At 64.4% G+C, this 20223-nt stretch carries 19 protein-coding genes; 13 read left to right on the top strand and 6 right to left on the bottom strand.

What is annotated here, in order from left to right; genetic code table 11:
- The first annotated feature begins 6 nt into the window (after positions 1-6).
- On the top strand, positions 7-1017 hold the full coding sequence (locus ACIPY2_RS07020) for a GNAT family N-acetyltransferase (RefSeq protein ID WP_400265630.1): 1011 nt from the start codon (positions 7-9) through the stop codon (positions 1015-1017).
- Here ACIPY2_RS07020 and ACIPY2_RS07015 read toward each other — a convergent pair.
- On the bottom strand, positions 1014-1532 hold the full coding sequence (locus tag ACIPY2_RS07015; RefSeq protein ID WP_400265629.1) for a DinB family protein: 519 nt from the start codon (positions 1530-1532) through the stop codon (positions 1014-1016). The two genes, ACIPY2_RS07020 and ACIPY2_RS07015, sit on opposite strands and share 4 nt — an antisense overlap.
- A 127-nt stretch (positions 1533-1659) precedes the next feature.
- Here ACIPY2_RS07015 and ACIPY2_RS07010 point away from each other — a divergent pair, with 127 nt between their 5' ends.
- Positions 1660-2052, top strand: a complete 393-nt coding sequence (locus ACIPY2_RS07010; protein WP_400265628.1) for a VOC family protein — start codon at positions 1660-1662, stop codon at positions 2050-2052.
- A 58-nt stretch (positions 2053-2110) separates the two neighbouring features.
- On the opposite strand, the gene ACIPY2_RS07005 is transcribed toward ACIPY2_RS07010, so the two are convergent.
- A complete protein-coding gene (locus tag ACIPY2_RS07005; RefSeq protein ID WP_400265627.1) occupies positions 2111-4636 on the bottom strand; it encodes a DNA topoisomerase (ATP-hydrolyzing) subunit A in 2526 nt (841 codons plus the stop codon).
- A 54-nt stretch (positions 4637-4690) separates the two neighbouring features.
- Between ACIPY2_RS07005 and ACIPY2_RS07000 the strand changes: the two genes are divergently transcribed.
- From ACIPY2_RS07000 to ACIPY2_RS06985, 4 genes are all read left to right on the top strand, one after another.
- Positions 4691-7378, top strand: a complete 2688-nt coding sequence (locus ACIPY2_RS07000; RefSeq protein WP_400265626.1) for a GNAT family N-acetyltransferase — start codon at positions 4691-4693, stop codon at positions 7376-7378.
- Between the two features lie 79 nt (positions 7379-7457).
- Entirely contained in the window at positions 7458-8183 is a 726-nt protein-coding gene (locus tag ACIPY2_RS06995; protein ID WP_400265625.1) for a DUF5998 family protein, read from the top strand.
- Entirely contained in the window at positions 8183-9382 is a 1200-nt protein-coding gene (locus ACIPY2_RS06990) for an alkaline phosphatase family protein (RefSeq protein ID WP_400265624.1), read from the top strand. The genes ACIPY2_RS06995 and ACIPY2_RS06990 overlap by 1 nt, the downstream gene beginning before the upstream one ends.
- Positions 9375-10082: a thymidine kinase gene (locus ACIPY2_RS06985; RefSeq protein ID WP_400265623.1), complete on the top strand. Its 708-nt coding sequence runs from the start codon at positions 9375-9377 to the stop codon at positions 10080-10082. The genes ACIPY2_RS06990 and ACIPY2_RS06985 overlap by 8 nt, the downstream gene beginning before the upstream one ends.
- An 11-nt stretch (positions 10083-10093) precedes the next feature.
- Here the strand turns inward: ACIPY2_RS06985 and sepH are convergent, their stop codons facing one another.
- Positions 10094-11476: a septation protein SepH gene (gene sepH, locus ACIPY2_RS06980; RefSeq protein ID WP_400265622.1), complete on the bottom strand. Its 1383-nt coding sequence runs from the start codon at positions 11474-11476 to the stop codon at positions 10094-10096.
- Positions 11477-11766: 290 nt separating this feature from the next.
- On the opposite strand from sepH, the gene ACIPY2_RS06975 reads away from it, so the two are divergent.
- Positions 11767-12066 (top strand): DUF4193 domain-containing protein, encoded by a 300-nt coding sequence (locus tag ACIPY2_RS06975; RefSeq protein ID WP_400265621.1) that lies wholly within the window; start codon positions 11767-11769, stop codon positions 12064-12066.
- Positions 12067-12097: 31 nt separating this feature from the next.
- Here ACIPY2_RS06975 and ACIPY2_RS06970 read toward each other — a convergent pair whose 3' ends face one another.
- Positions 12098-12592, bottom strand: coding sequence for a DUF3093 domain-containing protein (locus tag ACIPY2_RS06970; RefSeq protein ID WP_400265620.1), 495 nt, complete (start codon positions 12590-12592; stop codon positions 12098-12100).
- 89 nt (positions 12593-12681) lie between these two features.
- Here ACIPY2_RS06970 and dut point away from each other — a divergent pair, with 89 nt between their 5' ends.
- The 4 genes from dut to ACIPY2_RS06950 all read left to right on the top strand — a co-directional run bounded on the left by dut (position 12682) and on the right by ACIPY2_RS06950 (position 15207).
- A complete protein-coding gene (gene dut, locus ACIPY2_RS06965) occupies positions 12682-13203 on the top strand; it encodes a dUTP diphosphatase (RefSeq protein ID WP_400265619.1) in 522 nt (173 codons plus the stop codon).
- Between the two features lie 132 nt (positions 13204-13335).
- Positions 13336-14079: a DUF3710 domain-containing protein gene (locus tag ACIPY2_RS06960; RefSeq protein ID WP_400265618.1), complete on the top strand. Its 744-nt coding sequence runs from the start codon at positions 13336-13338 to the stop codon at positions 14077-14079.
- A gap of 106 nt (positions 14080-14185) precedes the next feature.
- A complete protein-coding gene (locus ACIPY2_RS06955) occupies positions 14186-14446 on the top strand; it encodes a hypothetical protein (RefSeq protein WP_400265617.1) in 261 nt (86 codons plus the stop codon).
- Positions 14443-15207 carry a DUF3159 domain-containing protein gene (locus ACIPY2_RS06950; protein WP_400265616.1) on the top strand — a complete coding sequence of 255 codons (765 nt, stop codon included), beginning with the start codon at positions 14443-14445 and terminating at the stop codon, positions 15205-15207. Before ACIPY2_RS06955 ends, ACIPY2_RS06950 begins: the two co-directional genes overlap by 4 nt.
- Here the strand turns inward: ACIPY2_RS06950 and ACIPY2_RS06945 are convergent.
- Together ACIPY2_RS06945 and ACIPY2_RS06940 are read right to left on the bottom strand one after the other, a co-directional pair.
- Positions 15174-15905 carry a potassium channel family protein gene (locus ACIPY2_RS06945; protein ID WP_400265615.1) on the bottom strand — a complete coding sequence of 244 codons (732 nt, stop codon included), beginning with the start codon at positions 15903-15905 and terminating at the stop codon, positions 15174-15176. The two genes, ACIPY2_RS06950 and ACIPY2_RS06945, sit on opposite strands and share 34 nt — an antisense overlap.
- Complete coding sequence (locus tag ACIPY2_RS06940; protein WP_400265614.1) at positions 15905-16576, bottom strand: potassium channel family protein; 672 nt, start codon at positions 16574-16576, stop codon at positions 15905-15907. Before ACIPY2_RS06940 ends, ACIPY2_RS06945 begins: the two co-directional genes overlap by 1 nt.
- Positions 16577-16689: 113 nt before the next feature.
- Here ACIPY2_RS06940 and ACIPY2_RS06935 point away from each other — a divergent pair, with 113 nt between their 5' ends.
- Both ACIPY2_RS06935 and ACIPY2_RS06930 read left to right on the top strand, forming a co-directional pair.
- Complete coding sequence (locus ACIPY2_RS06935) at positions 16690-18666, top strand: APC family permease (RefSeq protein WP_400265613.1); 1977 nt, start codon at positions 16690-16692, stop codon at positions 18664-18666.
- Positions 18663-20039: a class I SAM-dependent RNA methyltransferase gene (locus tag ACIPY2_RS06930; protein ID WP_400265612.1), complete on the top strand. Its 1377-nt coding sequence runs from the start codon at positions 18663-18665 to the stop codon at positions 20037-20039. Before ACIPY2_RS06935 ends, ACIPY2_RS06930 begins: the two co-directional genes overlap by 4 nt.
- The last annotated feature ends 184 nt before the right edge of the window (positions 20040-20223 follow it).

Below are 20223 nucleotides of genomic sequence, written 5' to 3'. Positions count from 1 at the left end.
GTACGCATGTCCGCAGAGATCCCAAGCAACTTCGTGGCCGCCGAAACCATCTGCGGACTGCGCTGGCGTCCCGCGTCCACGGAGGACATCGACAACTGGGCGGGCCTGATCGCCCGGACGGCCGCCGTCGAACATCCCGCCTGGTACGAAAAGCACGGCGACCTTGCCCACATCCTGGAGTCCACCACCAACGATGCCCGCACCAGCACCCTGATCGGTTTCGACGAGACCGGGACGGCCCGCGCCTACGGCCGGATCGAAAAGAACCCGGACGGAGACAAAGCCCGGGGCATGGGATGCGTGGACCCGGAATGGCAGCGCCGGGGGATCGGTTCGGCCGTCATCGCTTGGCAGGAGACGTGCACACGGGAACGCTTTGCCCGTGATGCGGCGGCGGGGCATGGGGACCACCAGCCTCGGTTGCGCATCCGCACCGAGGAGCAGCATCACCATCAGTCCTCGCTGCTCCAGGCACGCGGCTATCGCGCCATCCGATGGTTCAACGAAATGCACAGGCCGTTGTCACTGCCGGTCCCGCCTCGGCCGCTGACCGACGGTCTGGAGTTCAGGCCCATGGACGCCTCGCTGCACGAAGCCGTCCGACTGGCCCATAACGAAGCCTTCGAGGACCACTGGGGCAGCGAACCGAGGGACGAGGAGTCCTGGCGGTTCACCTTGGAGGAGCCGACCGCGCGCCACGACTGGAGCGCCGTAGTGGTGGATTCATCTTCGGGAGAAGTTGCCGGATACGTGCTGGCCAGCCACGACCCCGATGCTGCTGCGGACCGTGGCTTCAAAGAGGGGTACACGGAGCTTTTGGGAGTCAGGAGGGCTTACCGGGGCAGGGGCATAGGGCAGGCACTCCTGGCCGAGGCAATGCGGCGGTTCGCCGACGCCGGAATGGACGTGGCGTCCCTGGATGTCGATTCCGCAAACCCCACTGGAGCCCTGGCACTGTATGTGGGCATGGGCTATGCCCCGGTAAGCCGGAGCATGACGTGGGAGAAGATCCTCTAACCGTCGACGTCGTGCAGGTGGTGGACGACGTCGTGGAGGAAGTACTGCGAGAACGTCAGGACGGTAAACACCGATCCGTTGCTGCGGGTACCGGTCCTAGGCCATTCGTCCTGGACCACCCGGGCGAAGGATTCCGCCGTTTGTTCGCCTTCGGAGATCAGTTCGTTCGAGACCTGCGCGGGATCCGCTGAGGCATAGTCCCCGTCGATGGCAGCTTGGTCCTGGTCCCAGTTGTCGAACTTCGCGTCGTCCTCGGTGAGCATCAGGTTCAAGCGCTGGCCGAACAGGCCAAAGACGTCACGGACGTGGCAGGCATATTCCAGGGGTGACCACGTGTGGTCGTTCGGGCGCACCGCTGCGTCTTCCCGACGGAGCACGGCGCGCCAGCGGGGGAGCATGCTGAGGACGCTTCCGGGGACCGTCGCCGGTGTCACGGTGGAGGCGTCGAAACCGCATTCGGGGCACGGCTTGGAGAGGACCCAGGTCCAGTCTTTTTCGTCAGGGATGATGACCATGGGGCCAGTCTATGCGGCTTGCCGGTCCTCTCGGGGCACCCTTGAAAATCCGCGGCGACTTGCCGATTACATAGGGAAGCTGCAGGAGTAAGCTTCGTTCCGGGAGGAGAGCCGGAAAGAGAGAATCATGCTCAAAGATCAGCAAGTGGCTGCCGTTCTGCCGGCACAGGATCTGAAGCGGGCCCGCGGGTTCTACAGCGAGAAACTCGGACTTGAGCCCGACAATCCGGACGCGGATGACAACCTCCAGTACAGGTGCGCCGATGGCACCGGGTTCCTCATCTACGAGACGCCGAACGCAGGCAGTGCCAGGAATACGCAAATGGGCTGGATGGTCGACGATGTTTCGGCCACCGTGGAGGAGCTGCGCGGGAAGGGAGTCGTTTTCGAAGACTACGACATGCCCGGCCTCAAGACGGAGAATGGCATCGCCACGATGCCGGACGGCAGCGCCGCGGCCTGGTTCCTCGATACCGAGGGAAACATCCTGAGCCTCAACCAGATGGGCGGAAACGGCTAGCTTGGCACGCAAAAGAGGGGCCGGCGGTTCGCGAACCGCCGGCCCCTCTTTTGCGTGGTTACTCTCCCTCCGGCTCCGAAGCTCCGGGCCAGGACATGCTCGGCCCGATCGCTTCCACCGGCTGGGAGAGCGGGACGCCTGAACCGTCGCGCCTGCCATGCTCGTGGGGAAGGGCCCTGGCCACACCGGCAGCCGAGGATGCCTTTGCCGGCCCATGGCCTGCCCACGCCAGGAGGAGCGTGTCTTCGCCCTTGAGGAACCGGTGCGCACGCACTCCTCCGGTTGCGCGGCCCTTGGCCGGGTACTCTTCGAAAGCGGTCACTTTGGCCGTACCCGGGGCCGTGCCCGGCAGTGCACCGTTGGTTCCCGCGACGGTCACGACGACGGCGGCCGGATCGTCGGTGCGGACGGCACCGAAGTGGAGGACTTCGTCCCCGGCAGCGAGCTTGATGCCGGCCATACCGCCCGCTGTCCTGCCCTGCGGACGGACGCTGGACGCACTGAACCGGAGCAACTGCGCCTGCTTCGTGACGAAGACGAGGTCGACGTCGTCCTGCGCCGGTTCGACGGCGAGGACCGAGTCCTTGTCCTTCAGCGAGATGATTTCCCAGTCCTCACGGTTCAGCGGATAGTCCGGCTGAACGCGCTTCACCACGCCCTGGACCGTGCCGACGGCGAGGACAGCGTCCAGGGGTACGAAGGCCACGAGCGACTCGCCCTTGACCAAGGTAACGAAGTCCTTCGCGGGAACACCGCCTGCGAGATTCGGCAGGCCGCTCACGGGCGGGAGCACCGGCATATCCATGACCTGCAACCGCAGCATCCGGCCTTGGGAGGTGACCGCGCCGATCTCGCCACGCGCTGTGGTTTTCACCGCTGAACGGAACACATCGTGCTTGGTCCGCGGACCGGATTCCGCCAAGGGCTCCTGGTTGGAAGTCCGGGCGATCTGTCCGGAAACGCTGAGGAGGGCCCAGCAGGGATCGTCCGGGATTTCGAGCGGAAGCGCTGCCGCCTTGCCCTTGGAGCTAGGCGCGGCGGCAGCCAGTGCCGCAGCGACCGTCGGCGAAACGGCCTCGGATTCCAGCAGCACGGTCCTGCGCGGCGTCCCGTATTTTTCGGCAATTTCGGCCAGTTCGCCGGAGACCAACTCCCGGAGCAGCTGGTCCGAGCCCAGGATGGCTTCCAGTGCCTCGATCTCCCGCCGGAGTTCGTCCTGCTCTTTCTCGAGCTCGATGCGCGAGTACTTGGTCAGCTGGCGCAAGCGCAGTTCGAGGATGTAGTTGGCTTGGATTTCGGTGAGGTCGTAGATCGACATCAACCGTTCACGTGCCGCTGATGCCTCATCCGAAGAGCGGATGATCTGGATGACCTCATCGATGTCCACGATCGCGATCAAAAGACCTTCAACAAGGTGGAGGCGGTCCTTCTTCTTTCCGAGGCGGAAGACGGTCCGGCGCCGCACGACGTCCAGGCGGTGGTCCACGTAGACCTGCAGGAGCTGCAGGAGGCCGAGCGTCTGGGGCTGTCCATCCACGAGGGTGACGTTGTTGATGCCGAAGGAATCTTCCATGGGCGAGTAACGGTAAAGCTGCTGAAGGACGGCATTGGGGTTGAAGCCGTTCTTCAACTCGATCACCAGGCGCAGGCCATGGTTGCGGTCCGTCAGGTCCACCACATCGCTGATGCCCGTGAGCTTCTTGGAGTTGACCCCGTCCTTGATGCGCTCAATGACCTTTTCGGGGCCCACCATGTAGGGAAGTTCAGTGACCACCAACCCCGTCCGGCGGGCCGAAAGCTGCTCGACTTCCACCTTGGCGCGCGTTTTGAAGGAGCCGCGGCCAGTGGCGTAAGCATCCCGGATTCCATCGAGGCCAACAATGCGGCCTCCCGTAGGAAGGTCCGGCCCCGGAATGAACCTCATGATGTCATCCAACGTGGCATCCGGGTTGGCGATCAGGTGCCTGGCCGCCGCGATGACTTCCACGAGGTTGTGCGGGGCCATGTTGGTTGCCATGCCCACCGCGATGCCCGTGGTGCCGTTGACCAGCAGGTTGGGGAACGCCGCAGGCAGGACTTCAGGCTGGGTGAGCTGGTTGTCGTAGTTGGGAACGAAGTCCACCACATCTTCGTCGAGGTGGTCCGTCATGGTCAGGGCTGCAGCGGCCAACCGCGCTTCGGTGTAACGGGGAGCTGCCGGACCGTCGTCGAGCGATCCGAAGTTCCCGTGCCCGTCAATGAGGGGCAGGCGCAAGGAGAAGTCCTGGGCCATGCGGACCATGGCGTCGTAGATCGCGGCATCGCCGTGCGGGTGGAGCTTGCCCATGACTTCGCCCACCACGCGGGCACTCTTTACATGTCCCCGGTCCGGGCGGAGGCCCATATCGGCCATCATGTACAGGATGCGGCGTTGGACAGGCTTGAGGCCGTCACGTGCGTCGGGGAGGGCACGCGAATAGATCACCGAATAGGCGTACTCCAGGAAGGAGCCCTCCATCTCGGAAGTGACATCGATATCGACGATCGTCTCGGTGAAATCGCCGAGGGGTTCGCCTTTGCGTGCGGAAGTTTGGCTGCGGGCCATGGGCTCGGTGGATCCTTAAAGCTGTACTGCGGATGTTTTGGCTAGGCTAAGCCTATGGTGGATCAGCCCGGCGTCGGCATTTATCCGGAATATTGGGAGGCCGATGTCGTACTGCGCGACGGCGGAACCGCCCATCTGCGACCTATCCGTCCCCAGGATGCCGACGCCCTGCAGGCTTTCCACGCCGGGCAGTCACAGGCCTCCATCTACATGCGGTTCTTTTCCTTCAAGCCGAAGCTCTCCGGGAAGGAAGTCAAGCGCTTCACGGAAGTGGACCACGTCAACCGCGTCGCGTTCGTGATCACCATCGGCGGGGAAATCATGGGCGTGGGACGTTACGACCGCCTGGACGATCCCGCCGAGGCAGAGGTTGCTTTCAACATCTCCGATGCACATCAGGGCCGCGGGATCGGTTCCATTCTCCTGGAACACCTGGCGGTGGCTGCCAGGGAGAACGGTATTCGGCGCTTCACCGCAGAAGTCCTCCCGGAAAACCGCAAAATGCTCATGGTGTTCGCCGACGCCGGCTACGACCTCCACCGGCAGTTCGACGACGGCGTAGTGAGCGTCGAGTTCAACATCGATCCCACGGAGAAATCGCGGGCCGTCATGGAATCACGCGAGCACCGCGCAGAGGCGCGCAGCGTACGCGACCTCCTGGCGCCGTCGTCGATCGCCGTCATCGGTGCCAGCCGCAAATGGGGGACGGTCGGCTACCAATTGCTGGAACACATTATCGAAGGCGGGTTCAAAGGGCCCGTGTATGCCGTCAACCCCGAGGCTTTCGAGCTTGCGGGCATGATGTCCTTCGACAAGCTCGCCAATATCCCCGGACCGGTGCAACTGGCTATCATCGCCGTCCCTTACGAAGAAGTCCCCAACGTGGTGGACGACTGCGCAGCCGCCGGCGTCAAAGGCCTCGTGGTGGTCACGGCAGGTTTCGCCGACGACGGGGAACGCGGCCTGGCGCGGCAACACGAACTGGTAAGAAGGGCGCGCGCCAACGGGATGCGGGTCATCGGCCCGGAATCGCTGGGGATACTGAACACCAATCCCGAGGTTGCGCTCAACGCGTCCATGGCTCCCGTGATGCCGCCAGTGGGAGGGCTGGGCCTGTTCAGCCAGTCGGCCGCAGTCGGGGTTGCCGTCTACGCAGCGGCCAGCCGCCGTCGCCTGGGCCTGTCCTCCTTCCTTTCGGCCGGCAACCGCGCGGACGTCTCAGGCAACGACGCCATGCAGTACTGGGAAGATGATCCCGATACCGCCGCGGTGGGACTTTACCTGGAATCCATTGGAAACCCCCGGAAGTTCTCCCGCCTTGCCCGCCGGCTTTCCCGCAGCAAGCCCGTCATCGTCGCCAAGTCGGATGTGACCGGCCTTCGGTTGCCGCCCGGGCACGAAGTCCGGACCACCCAGGCTCCCGCGGCGGCAGTGGATGCGATGATGCGCCAGGCCGGTGTGATCCGCGTGGACACCGTGGAGCAGCTCATGGATATTGCGCAGATAGCCTCTACGCAAGCCTTGCCCGCAGGTCCGGGACTTGCCGTCTTCTCAAACTCGGTTGCGTTGGCCACTGTTGTTGCCGACGCCGCTGCGCCCGCCGGGCTGGACATCGCTCGGACGGTCACGGATGTAGACCTGGACGCCGGCATGTCCCTGGCCCTTCCCGCCCTGCAATCGAGCCTCCGGGAGATCCTCGCCGATCCGTCGGTCCACGCCTTGGTGGCCGCTCTCCTGCCAGCGCGTGGCCTCTCCGTCGAAGCACTGGCCGGCGTACTGGCCGAATGCGCAGCAGAAGCAGGCAAACCGGTGGTGGCGGCCTTTACGGGCATCCTGGATCCGTCCGTGCATGTAGAAGGAATGGTGGGCCGGAACGGCAAAGCCTTGCTTCCGTGCTACTCGAACGCAGGCGCGGCCGTCGCGGCGCTCGCCGCACTTGTCAGGTACGCACAGTGGCGTGACCGGGACCAGGGCCTCGTGGTCGAACCCGACGGCTGTGATGAGGAAGGGACCCGGGAGGCCCTCACCGCCATGCTGGCGGGCGTCACCGGTGAGAAGTTGCGGAAGCTCGACGCCGGAGCCGCCGCCGCCCTGCTGGGCGGATACGGAATTGTTGTGGTGCCTTCCATCGGGTTCGGCACCGCCGATGAGGCCGTTCTAGCCGCTGACTCAGTGGGCTGGCCGGTGGTGCTCAAAACGACTGATCCCATGCTGCGCCACCGTCTGGACCTGGGTGGAGTGCGTCTGGACATCCAGGATGAACCGTCCCTCCGGCAGAACATCGAACAGATGCGCCGGGCCCTTCAGCCGTATGGATCCCCTTCGCTGGAGGTCCAGGCGATGGCACCCGTGGGCCAAGCATGCACATTCCGGGCCATGGAAGACCCACTGCTGGGTCCGGTTGTCTCATTCGGACTGGCCGGGGACGCCGTGAACCTTCTCGACGACTGGGCGCACCGCGTTCCGCCACTGTTCGCAACGGACCTGCATGACATCATCCGTTCACCGCGCGCCGCTCGAAAGCTGTTCGGGTACCAAGGACTTCCGGCTGTGGACGTTGCCGCCTTGGAAGATATCGGCGCACGGCTGGCCAAGCTCAAGGACGACCATCCGGGCATAGCGATGGTGGAGTTCAATCCCGTGCTGGCCGGGCCTTCCGGCGCCACAATCCTTGGCTGCGACGTATGGATAGGCAACGCAGCTCAGCGAACGGACAGCGCCCGCCGGGCAATGCGGAGTTGACGACGGCGGCCGTTCCCAGGTGTGTTGCCTGCACGGTGCGCAGTTAGGAAGTCATCCGGCGATCTGTGAAAATGGGGGAATGAGCACCCAGTCTCCGACGCCTCAGTCCCGCCCGTTCAATACAGGACACCACACCGCGCACAACCACAGTTCGCAGGGACAGAGCCTGGACCAGGCGCTCCAGCAGGCAGGTTTCTACCCGCGTCTGGTGGCCGACGTCGTCAATGACGCCCTTGACGGTCGCGACTGCCTCTCGCACTTGGTGCACCTTGAAACGCACTTCGACCGCGCAGAGGTCCGGCGTCACATCACGGTGCTCGTCCTCACCGAAGACATGCTCGTCATCACGCACGTGGACGACCAGCAATTGGACGAGGCCGGGGAGCAGATCGTTGCCCAGATCTCCACGGAATCGGTGCCGGTAGCCCAGATCCGTTCGGTGGTGCTGAGCTACATGTACGCCCAGCCGCAGGACTACAAGCCATCGGATCCCGTGCGCGAACTGACCGTGTCCATCGCCTGGTCCGGAGGCCAGCGGCTGGATATGGGCCCGGCAAGCTGCGGCGACCCCCAGTGCGAGGCAGACCATGGCTACACCGGCACCATTGCCCAGGAGGACATCGTGCTGCGCATCAGCGCCGAGGCGGATGGCCTCCAGGCGGTCCAGGACGCCAAGGTCTTCGCCCGCGCCCTCCGCGCCGTCAATACCGGTGCGCAGTCGCCGGCTCCGCATACAGCCATACCTGCTCCCCGTCCCCGCTCGGGCGTCTTCAGCAACCGCCTGAGCCGCGGACACCAGCGTTGATGCCGGCTGGCGCCGCGGACGCCCCGGAACTGCCAACACCGCCACTGTTTGGAAGCAAGTCCATCGCCGAGGTCTTCACGAGTGCCGCCGCGAGCCTTGGAGCCCGGGGTTTTGCCAACACGCTGAACCTGCCCCCGACCAAGCGGGTCTGCGTGGTCCTGGCCGATGGACTTGGCCGCTCGCTGCTGAAGCAAAAAGCTTCGCACACTCCGTTCCTGAGGTCGGTCATTTCAGCCGGGCAGGGAAATGTGCCCACCTGGATCGACTCGGCATTTCCCAGCACCACAGCGGCCTCCCTGGCCAGCTTGGGAACCGGCTTGCCCGCGGGAAGCCACGGCATGGTCGGCTACGACGTCCTGGACCCGTCGCAAGACAAAGTGGTCAACCTCCTGGGCAACTGGGATTCCAAGGTCGACCCCAGGACCTGGCAGCCGCACACCACCGTTTTTGAGCGCCTGGCCGCCGACATGGATGTGGTGACAGTGAGCCTTCCCCAGTTCGGGAACTCGCCAATGACCCAGGCAGCGTTGCGGGGCAGTCGGTTCAGGGGCGGTACCACCCTGCATGCCCGCACGGCCGCCGCAGGGGAGGAAATGTCTTCCAGCGGGCCTTCGCTGATGTACTTCTATGTCAATGAACTGGACAAAGCGGGGCACCGCCACGGATGCCAGTCAGAACGATGGGAGCATCAGCTTGAGGAGCTGGACGCCACGGTCAAGCGCTTGTCCACTTCCTTGCCGGGAGGTACCACCGTCCTTGTCACCGGCGACCACGGCATGCTGGACGTTCCCGAATCCCAGCGCATTGACTACTCCGCAGACCCGGCACTGGTGGCCGGAGTCAGGCACACGGCTGGCGAGCCCCGGATGGTCCACCTGTACCTCGAGCCGGATGCCGGTGACTCCGTTCGGGATTCGCTCATGGGGGCGTGGCGCAAGCGTTTTGGCGAACGCGTCTGGGTGTTCACGCGCAGCCAAGCCATGGAGGCCGGGCTTTTCGGCGAGGTCAAGGACAACGTAGCTCCCAGGATCGGTGACGTGATGATCGCTGCGCGGGACACGCTGGCGCTTTACGACACCCGCAGGGTGCGCCCCACCGCACTGGAAGTAGTGGGACAGCACGGGTCGCTGACCAAGGCGGAACGGGAAGTGCCGCTGCTTTGCTTCTCCGCAGGCGGCAAAAAGGGCGCCCGTGGCTGAACTGGTTTTTTTCTCCGGAACCATGGACTGCGGGAAGTCGACGCTGGCACTTCAGATGGACCACAACCATCGGGCGCGTGGCAGGGGAGGCGTTCGGTTCAGTTGCAACGACCGCGCCGGTGACTCCACGATCTCAAGCAGGCTCGGCTTGCAGACGGACGCCGTGGAGGTGCACCCCACCACCGACTTCTGGGACGAGGTGGTTGTTCGGCGCACCAGTGGTTTCCGGGTGGACTACCTCATCTGCGACGAAGCGCAGTTCTACTCCGCTGTCCAGGTGGAGCAACTTGCCCGTCTGGTGGACGAAATGGACGTGGACGTGTTTGCCTTCGGTATCACGTCCGATTTCCGTACCAGGCTGTTTCCCGGTTCCCAGCGGCTGATTGAATTGGCTGACAAGGTACAAGTGCTGCAGGTGGAGGCGTTGTGCTGGTGCGGCCGCCGTGCCACGCAGAATGCCCGGACCTTGGACGGGATCATGGTGGTGGAAGGCGAACAGGTCATGGTGGGGGATGTGGCTTCCAGCGAAGATGCCCGCGAACCCGCAGGAGTGGTGGGCTATGAGACCCTCTGCCGGAGGCACTACATGCGGCGGGTAACGGCCCATGGTGCCAACCTCATGGCAGGCTCGGACCAGACACTTCCCTTTGACGTGGACGCCTGCCTGTGGCCGGGCGCGGGGGAAGCGCGGCGGGCTTAAGCGCGGCGGGCTTAATCGCCGCGGGCACCGAACACGATCTCGTCCCAGCTGGGGATGCTGGAGCGCTTGGGGCGCGAAGGCTGCCGCTCCACTGGTGCGTCGTCTGATTTGCCCGGTGAACGTTCCCGGGATCCGGCCCCGGGAGTCTCCTCCGAGGCCTGCCCGGGCTCGGCCTGGTGCCGTGCTCCGGCGGCGCCGCCAAGCAGTTCGTCAAGACCCGGGCGCTGTAGGGGATTGCGGCCGTTGGGTTCAGCTGCAGGCTCTTCTTCAGGGACCGCTTCGCCCACGGGTGCCGGCGTGTGTCCGTTGAGTGGTGGCACGGGCCGGAGCGGGCTGGCCACGACCGTGATCTCACGTGTTTCGGTGCTGACGCCCTGGTGCAGCTTCAGCGAGTCATCGGCGTCGTCCTGGTCCGAATGGCGCGGGGCAAGGCTCAGCCGGGAAAGCATGGAAGGACGGCCGTCTTTCCGCGGCGGCTCCTGCGGGGCGGGAGTTTCTGCCGTGGTGGTCTCAAGGTCAGACGCCGACCCGGGCTCCGTTTCCGCCGCGTCGGGACGGGGATGGGCTGCAGGAACGTTGCTCAGCAGGACGGCGAGGGCGTCGTCGGCATCCTCGTCCACCCCGAGGCGCTGACCCCGGCGGGAGCGGAGCATCTCCAGGAGGTTGTCCGATTCCTTGGCCGAAGTACGGGCGGCAGCTCCGGCGTCGGTTTCAAAGTCAAAGGGCCTGTCCGAAACGGCGGTGAGGCGGCGGGCCGGCACGGGACCATCAAGAGGTTCGAGTTCGCTGAGCTGCTGCGCCCAACGGTTGGCGTTCTGCAGGGACCTCCGCTGTGGACTGAAGGTCCACATGGCAGGAGGTTCTTCGCCGATGCTGGCATCGGAAGCAGGTGCGGCTTCGAAACGGGCGACGACGGTCCAGGAACCGTCCGGACGGCGCCACGAATCCCATTCCACAGTCGCGGGGTCAATGCCGTGGGCGGACAAACGGTGTGCCACCATGTCGCCAAGGGTGGCAGGGTTGTCGCCGAAGACCGATCTGTACGCATCCTGCCCGGGCGCGGGGGCTGCAACTTCGATGTTGCGGGCCTGCCGGGCGACGTATTCGCGCTCTGCCAGCACAGGACCTTCGTAGCGCTGAACGTTTGCCAAGGGCAGGCCCGAGAGTTCGGCCACCTCAGCCGCTGTTGCGCCGCTGCGGATTCTGGCCTGGATGTCCCTCGGGGACATGGCCACGGGGGTTATGGCCGCCCGCGCGGCAACCTGGGCAGGGGTCCGGCTTGCCGCGGCCCGCAAGGCTTCGTCGATCGGAAGCTGGAACATCGCACCGCCGGGTCCGCTCAGCAGCAGATGCCCGCCGTCGTCGTGGACGCCTACCAGCCGTAGATCCTGCATAACACCCTCCACCACATGGCATAACTGACATTCGAAACTCTGCCACCCGTGGTGTCCATTTCCTATTAGGAGGAAGGGCGTGCCGTGATATTGCGGTGAAAATGGGGCGCAAGATGCCCCGAGCGACCAACAGGAGGACTATGGACAAACGGTGGCCCGCGGAGGAAAATCTGGCCGATACCGGGCACAAATACCGGGCGTCCGTTGTTAGACCACCAGGCCGGCAACGGGCTTCGCGTCCGCCCCGGGCGCCTCCCAGCCGGATCGAGCAGCAAGGACCAAGAAGGACCATGGCCACGGATTACGATGCCCCTCGGAAGACCGAGGAAGACGTCAGCGAGGACTCCATTGAGGAGCTCAAGACACGTCAGTCGGGAAAGCAATCCTCGGCTGTGGACGTCGACGAAACCGAACTCGCCGACGGTTTTGAATTGCCTGGTGCCGACCTCTCAGGAGAAGAGCTCCTGATCCAGGTCATGCCGCCGCAGGCGGACGAGTTCACCTGCTTCAATTGCTTCCTGGTCAAGCACCGATCGCAGATCGCGGCTGAACGCAACGGGCACCTCTACTGCACGGAGTGCGAAAGCTAGTCCCCGTCCCGTTCATGTCCTCCCGTGCGGGTTACTTCTGCCCGGTGAGGGCGGTGACCAGTTCCAAGGGTCGCCGCGAAGAGGCAATCCAATAAGGGGTGCGGTCCGCGGGATCGGTGATCTGGATCTTGACCACGGGATCGATCCAACCGCGGAAGCACATGTAGGCCAGGCCATTCAAACGCGGTCCACGCTCGGCGGTCGCCTCCGACTTGGTGAACGCTTCCACGCTACCCACGAATTTCCGGTCAATGCTCGCACGCCCCACGCGCAGGGTGTCCCGGGTGACGGAAATGGTGGGAGTCGAGAGGACCAGCAGGGTGGTCATGATCGCCAGGAGCACCAGTGCCGCAATGATGCCCGCTGCAAAGCTGATAGGGGCGAACATCAGGATGCCTGCGCTGGAGAGGCCTACCACGACTATCCAGATCCAGGGACTTGGCCACAACTTTTCGCTGAAGAGGACCTCCGGGGCCGCGGGGGTTTTCGGGGCAGGCACGGGGGAGGACTGGTCTGGCGTAGGCATGGGTCAAGCTTATCGGGCGCCGGGGCGTGCTGCCGTCGCGTGGCCATGGGCTGCCGGGCCCGCAAGGGTGGACCGTAGAATGGTGGACTGTGAGCAATGAGACCGCAGTAACCAGCAATGACCCCGTCGCAGCAGAAGTACAAGGCTTCGGCGCACCCACCCTCGACGTTCAGTTGAAAATGCTCGACGACGGGCTGGAAGCCCCGTCTTATGCGCACCCGGGCGACGCCGGGGCAGACCTCCGTTCGCGCGAGGATGTCCGGTTGGCTCCCGGTGAGCGACGGCTGGTTCCCACCGGTGTTTCCATTGCCCTTCCGGACGGTTTCGTGGCGTTGATCCACCCGCGCTCGGGGCTCGCCACGAAGCATGGGCTCACGGTGGTGAATGCTCCCGGAACGGTGGACGCAGGTTACCGCGGGGAAATTGCGGTTACCCTGCTCAACACGGATCAACACCACGCCATCGAACTCAAGCGCGGCGATAGAATTGCACAAATGGTGATCCAGCGCGTGGAACATGCACGCTTTGTTGCCGTTGAAGAGCTGTCCGATTCCGTTCGTGGGACCGGAGGGTTCGGTTCCACGGGCGGCTTCAACGCACCTGTGGCCTGACTGTTTCCAAACTGACAAGGCCCATTCCGGTTCGACCCGGGCATTAGCGCAGCTGCCTGCTTCTGCGCATTGCCCTGGTTCGATCCGGTTGCGGTTTACTTGGGGATAGACCACTACTAAGGAGACAACCCAATGGTTTTTGGGCGCGGCAAGAAGTCCAAGGCTGAGCAGCCTGAACCCGCCGGTACCGAGGCGGACACGGCAACCCCCGACGCCGGAGAAGGCATCGCAGCCAAGGGCGACCTCCGGCTCGCCAAGGGTCCGTGGGACATTGACGAGATCGAGGACCGTGACGGCTACGTCGATCTGGGCGCACTGCTGATTGCGCCTGCCGAAGGCCTGCAGCTGCGGCTGGAAGTGGAGGAAGCCACGCAACGCGTAGTGGCCGTCACCATGGACCTCGCCGGCTCGAGCCTCCAACTCCAGGCTTTCGCCGCTCCACGCTCGGAGGGCCTATGGGACGAAATCCGGGAGCAGATCGGCCAGTCCGTTGCCAGCCAGGGTGGCGAGACGGAAGAAGTTGCCGGGGCGTTTGGTACCGAACTTGTAGCCAAGCTTCCCGCGGAGGGTACGGACGGCAGCCGCGGGTACCGTGCTGCACGCTTCATGGGTGTGGACGGACCACGGTGGTTCCTCCGTGGAGTGCTCGGAGGAGCCGCTGCCCTGGAAAAGGACGCAGCCGAAGGACTTGAAGAACTGTTCAGGCAGGTTGTGGTGGTGCGCGGCGAAAGCCCGATGCCGCCGCGGGAGCTTCTGCAACTGCGTTTGCCCAAGGACGCAACGTCAGCCGGAACACCGGCAGCCCCGACCGGTGCGGCGCAGGACGGCCCGGTCCAGCGTCCGGAGCGTGGCCCGGAGATCACCCAGATTGGCTGATAGCGCGACGTCCCCGGGAGGCCCCAGGCCCTCACAAGCGTTGCACCGCGGTGTCCGTGACTTGCCGGCGCGGGGACGGGCGACGTGTACGGGATATATCGAGTCCGTGACGCATCAGCCTCCCAGCGAGCAGCCCTTTTTCTCGGCCATCGTGGTCGACGCGCTCGAGCACAGCTCCATGGCCACCGGGTCGGTAGCCAAGAAGCCGTACGACCGCCTGCGCGTCATCTGGTTGGGCCGGAACCGGGTGCCAGGCATCGAGGCCGGAGTGGAGCTGCGGCTGGAAGGCATGGTCACGCAGCAGGACGGATTGCCTGCAATGTTCAATCCCCGCTACGAGATACTTTCCCGTCAGGAGAACCGATGACCGTGTCCAACGGGCAGGAACCAAAGGACAACGGCAGGCAGTCAGCTGACCTGCCGAACCCCAACGGCACCCCCGAAAGCCAAACGATGGCCGGGCTGGCTGCGGAGTACGCACAAAAGGCCGGGCTCCACCGCAACAGCTCGGGCCACGTGGACATGTTGAAGTCCGCCGGCGGTGTCCAGGGCATAGCCGAAAGCATCGTCCCCGGACTCGTGTTCCTGGTGGCTTTCACCATTACCCGCGACCTCGCGGTTTCCCTCATCGGGGCGCTGGCGGCCGCAGCTGTCTTCACCGTTGCCCGGCTCGTCCAAAAGCGGCCGTTGACGCAAGCACTGGCAGGAGTGGTCGGCGTCGGGATTTCGGCGTGGTTGGCAAATACCACCGGCAAAGCCGAAGACTTCTACGTCCTGGGTTTCTTCACGAACATCGCCTACATCGCCGGCATGGTGCTTTCCATCGTGCTGAAGTGGCCCATAGCCGGCCTGCTCTTCGGCTTTGTCCGCAACGAAGGCCTGGACTGGCGTAAGGATCCGGAGCGGCTGCGGGCGTACCGCCTCGGCACCTGGATAGTGGTGGCGGTGCTCGCGCTGCGACTGGTGGTGCAAGTACCGCTGTACTACATGGGAGAAGCAGGCCTGACGGCATTGGCCACCACGCGCCTGCTCATGGGCGCTCCGCTGTACATCCTTGGGTTGTGGGTGGCCTGGCTCGTCACCAAGCCCGCCCCTCAACCGTCGAAGCCGTCGTCTTCCGCGGACTGATCCGGCACGCCTGCTTCCGCGGGTTCCCGGCCAGCCGTGGCAGCCGGTGAAAGCAGCGCCCTGAGGCCGTCCTCCGCCGCGATGGTGGTGACGAAGAACAGTTCGTCACCGCCGTCCAGGACGTCGTCCCGGCTGGGGGTGATGGGCGCCTGGTCGCGAAGGATGGCAACGAGGGTGGCGTCTTCGGGCCATTCGATGTCTCCCACGGTGCTGCCAATGACGTGTGAGTCGTGGGGTACGGTGAATTCAACGATCGAGGCAACGCCTGTCTGAAGCGTCAGCAGGCGCACGATGTCGCCGATCTCCACGGCTTCTTCCACCAGCGCGGTCATCAGCTGCGGGGTGTTGACGGCGACGTCCACCCCCCAGGAGTCGTTGAACATCCAGTCGTTCTTGGGGTTGTTGACGCGGCCAACTGTGCGGCCTACGCCGAATTCGGTCTTGGCAAGCAGCGAAACAACAAGGTTGACCTTGTCGTCGCCCGTGGCGGAAACCACGACGTCGGCATCCTCAAGCTTGGCGTCCTGCAGCGTGCTCAACTCACAGGCATCACCCACCAGCCAGCGCGCGCCCCGAAGCCCGCTGCGGCCGATCACTTCCGGCTTCAAGTCGATCAAAAGGATCTGATGGTTGTGGGCCAGCAGCTCACGGGCGATCGACGATCCGACGCTGCCTGCGCCAACGATGACAACTTTCACTACATCTCCTTGGCAGGGGCTTTGGCGAGGATCCGGCTGATCTCCGAAGACCGGTCCAGGCTCAGCATGGCATGTACGGTATCGCCCTGCTGGTACGCAGTACCGCGGCCGGGCAGCAGGCCTTCGCCGAAACGGGTCAGGAACGCGACACGGATATCGGCAGCGGCTTCGATGGCGTCGATGCTGCGTCCGATCCAACCTTCGTGAAGATCAACTTCGGCCAGGACCAAGCGCCCTGACGGTTCGCGGTAGTCGCCGGCAAGGTGCTGCTCGGGCAGGATCCGCCGCAGGACCTGGTCAGCGCTCCAGCGCACGGCAGCTACCGTGGGAATGCCGAGGCGCTGATAGATCTCGGCGCGCCCTGGATCATAGATGCGGGCGACGACATGCGCAACGTGGAACGTCTCCCTGGCCACGCGGGTGGCGAGGATATTCGAATTGTCGCCGCTGGACACCGCGGCGAAGGCGTACGCCTCTTCCACGCCGGCCTGCTTGAGGGTGTCCCGGTCGAAGCCGACGCCGGTTACTTTGCGTCCGGTGAACGTATTACGCAAGCGGCGGAACGCACGCTCGTCCTGGTCGATGATGGCCACCGAGTGACCAGCATCCTCGAGGGTGTGGGCAAGGGTGGCGCCGACACGGCCACAACCCATGATCACGAAGTGAGCCACCGTGTCTCCTTTTGTTGTTGTCCCTGCAGCTTCGTATGACTTTACCGGTGCAACGGGCGTAAGGAGGGGACCGCCGTCATGACATCGCAGCCTATTCAGAGTAGCTTTGCGGAGTGCTGACAATACTGAATGCAGTGAAACGCGTATTGGTGGGCCGGCCGTTCCGGAACGACCGTTTGTCCCACACGCTGCTGCCAAAGCGCATTGCACTGCCGATCTTCGCTTCGGACGCCCTGTCTTCCGTAGCTTATGCGCCCGATGAAATCCTGCTGACCCTTGCCCTCGCCGGCGTCAGCGCCGTGGCATTCTCGCCCCTCGTCGGCCTGGCCGTCATGGTGGTATTGCTCACAGTCGTGGCCTCCTACAGGCAGAACGTGCACGCCTATCCCTCCGGCGGTGGCGACTACGAGATTGCCAACGTCAACCTGGGCAAGTTCGCCGGACTCACGGTCGCGTCCGCCTTGCTGGTGGACTATGTCCTGACTGTTGCCGTGTCCATGTCTTCCGCTGCCGCCTACCTCACCACCGCGGTGCCGTCCCTGCACGGCCAACAGGCGCTCATTGCCACGATCGGCGTCGTCATCCTCGCGCTGGTGAACCTTCGAGGCATCAAGGAAGCAGGAACGGTCTTCGCTGTTCCCACGTATATCTTCATGGCCTCGATCCTTGGTATGACTTTGGTCGGGATCTTCCAGGCCCTCACGGGCCAGTTGGGTGAAGCGCCGTCGGCCAACTTCACGATTGTTCCCGAGGCCGGTTTCGACCAAGGACTCGTGGGCCTGGCAGGGGCTTTCCTCTTGCTGCGTGCGTTCTCTTCCGGCGCTGCAGCCCTCACGGGTGTGGAAGCCATCAGCAACGGCGTGCCGAACTTCCAGAAGCCAAAAAGCAAGAACGCAGCCACCACGCTGCTGCTGCTCGGCGCCATCGCGGCCGCCATGCTCGCCGGCATCCTTTATCTGGCCAATGCCACCAAGGTGCACATCGTCCTCGATCCGGCAAAGGAATTCCTCGTTGACGGAAAGCCGTTGCCTGAGGGCTATACCCAGAACCCCGCGATCAGCCAGATAGCGGACACGATCTTCGGTGCCGGCTCCATTCCGTTCTACGTCGTGGTTGCCGCCACGGGCATCATCCTGGTTTTCGCCTCGAACACGGCTTTCAACGGCTTCCCTGTGCTGGGCTCGATCCTCGCGCAGGACGGCTACCTGCCCAGGCAGCTCCGGACACGCGGCGACAGGCTTGCCTACAGCAATGGTGTCCTGGCACTCGCGGCCGGTGCGCTGGTGTTGATCCTTGCCTTCAACGCCGACGTGACCAAGCTGATCCAGCTCTATATCGTTGGCGTCTTCATCTCCTTCACCGCCAGCCAGCTCGGGATGGTGAGGCACTGGGGCCGTGAACTGAAACTGGCCAGGGACAAGGCCGTGCGCCGCAGGATCATCAAGTCGCGAACCATCAACATGGTGGGTTTCGGGATGACTGCGCTGGTGCTGGTGATTGTCCTGATCACCAAGTTCGAACAAGGCGCGTGGATTGCCCTGCTGGCCATGTTCATCCTGTTCCTGATCATGTGGAGTATCCGGGCCCACTACGACAACGTGGCAAAGGAACTGGCCGTGGACGAGGACTCTTCGCCGCGCGCGCTCCCCACGAGGGTCCACGCGGTGCTGCTGGTTTCGCACGTACGCAAGCCCGTACTCCGGGCGCTGGCCTATGCGCGGGCTTCGCGGCCTTCGCGGCTTGATGCCATCACTGTGGACATCAACCCGGAGGAGACCGAGCACACGGTACGTGACTGGGAAAAGCTGGAAATCCCCGTGCCACTGACCGTCCTGGCAAGCCCGTACCGCGAAACCGTCACGCCGATCATGGAGTACGTCAAGAACATGCGGCGGGATTCGCCGCGGGACCTGATCGTGGTCTACATCCCCGAATATGTGGTGGGGAAGTGGTGGGAGCAACTGGTCCACAACCAAACCGCCCTCAGAATCAAGACGCGGCTCCATTTTGAACCCGGCGTCATGGTTGCCAGCGTTCCCTGGCAGCTGAAATCCTCCGAAGAAGCAAAGGCACTGCAGGATACCCAATGACCTTCAACAGCACTTTCTCCACCGCACACGCCGCCGGCGACTCCGGTACGCCAGGAGGGGCCGGCAGGGAATTGGTGGTGGACGTTGGACCAATCGCACACGGCGGACACTTCGTCGCCAGGCATGAAGGCCGGGTTATTTTTGTCCGTCATGCGCTCCCGGGTGAAAAGGTGCGGATCCGGCTGACCGACTCCGGGGACTCCTCGCGTTTCTGGCGTGCCGACGTCGTCGAGGTCCTCGAAGCCTCGCCGGACCGCGTACCCCACTTCTGGCAACCGGCCGATTCGCTTTCCGCCTGGCGGCGCGGCGGACCGCCCGTAGGCGGTGCGGAACTGGGCCACATTTCCCTTGAGCGGCAGCGCGGGTTGAAGGCAGAGGTACTGGCCGAACAACTCAAGCGCCTTGCCGGACTAGACCTCGCCACCGAGGTGGAAGCCGTCGGGCACGACGACGACGGCGGGCTGGGCTGGCGCACGCGCGCCAGCTTCGCCGTGACCTCCAAGGGGCGGCTCGGAATGCACGCCCACCGGTCCGACGTCGTGATTCCCGTGCGGGACATGCCTTTGGCGCATCCGGGGATCAACGAACTTCGTTTGTGGGACCTGGACCTGACCGGAATTGCACGCGTGGAAGTGGCCGTGCCGGCCAACGGGTCGCGACCCCTGGTATTGCTGGCGCCGGCTGAGGGGACCAGCCCCAAGCGCCTGCACGGCATCTTGTCCCGGATGCCGCAGGACATCTCGGTGGCGAGCTTTGATCCCGGGACGGGCCAGGTGCTGCAGCTGCGCGGCCGTACCTGGGTGCAGGAGTCAGCGGCGGGCCACGAATACAGGGTCACGGGGGAGGGCTTCTGGCAGATCCACAAGGATGCGCCGGAGACCCTGGTCAACGCCGTGACAGGCTACCTCGCCGGCGGTGGTTACCTGCTGCCTGGTGCTACTGTCGCGGATCTCTATGCCGGCGCCGGACTTTTCACTGCGCCGTTGGCCGACGCCGTAGGCGTGACGGGCTCGGTGCTTTCGGTGGAAGGCGCGCCGGGGACCAGTCGCGATGCACGCAAGAACCTGCACGGCGAGCCGCACGTGGAGATCGTCCAGGGCAGGGTTGAACGGGTATTGCATCAACGCGCCCGGAGCTTCGATTCCCTGGTTCTTGATCCGCCCCGTGCCGGAGCCGGGAAAGCCGTAGTCCGGCAACTCATTGAGACCAACCCGCGTGCCATTGCTTATGTGTCGTGCGACCCGGCTTCCTTTGCGCGTGATTTGGGTTACTTCCACCACGGCGGCTGGCGTCTCGAAGCGCTGCGGGCCTTTGACCTCTATCCACACACCCACCATCTGGAAACGGTGGGGTTGCTCGTGCCGGACGCTTAGGGCCCGGCGCGGGTACGGGGGCCGGCGGGTACTGCTGTAGAGGAGGCGTATGCCACTACGATGGGCGTAGAAGTCCTGCTCCGCATGGCCCCCCGGTGCCCGCGGACCGGGGCAACCAATAAGAAAGTGCCGCAGGGCTAAGTAAGGTGTGCCTAACTGGCTAGCGGCCAACCACGCGACAAAG

Source organism: Paenarthrobacter sp. NPDC089675 (assembly GCF_044749185.1).
GTDB lineage: Bacteria > Actinomycetota > Actinomycetes > Actinomycetales > Micrococcaceae > Arthrobacter.
This window is presented reverse-complemented; position numbering and strand designations above follow the sequence as displayed.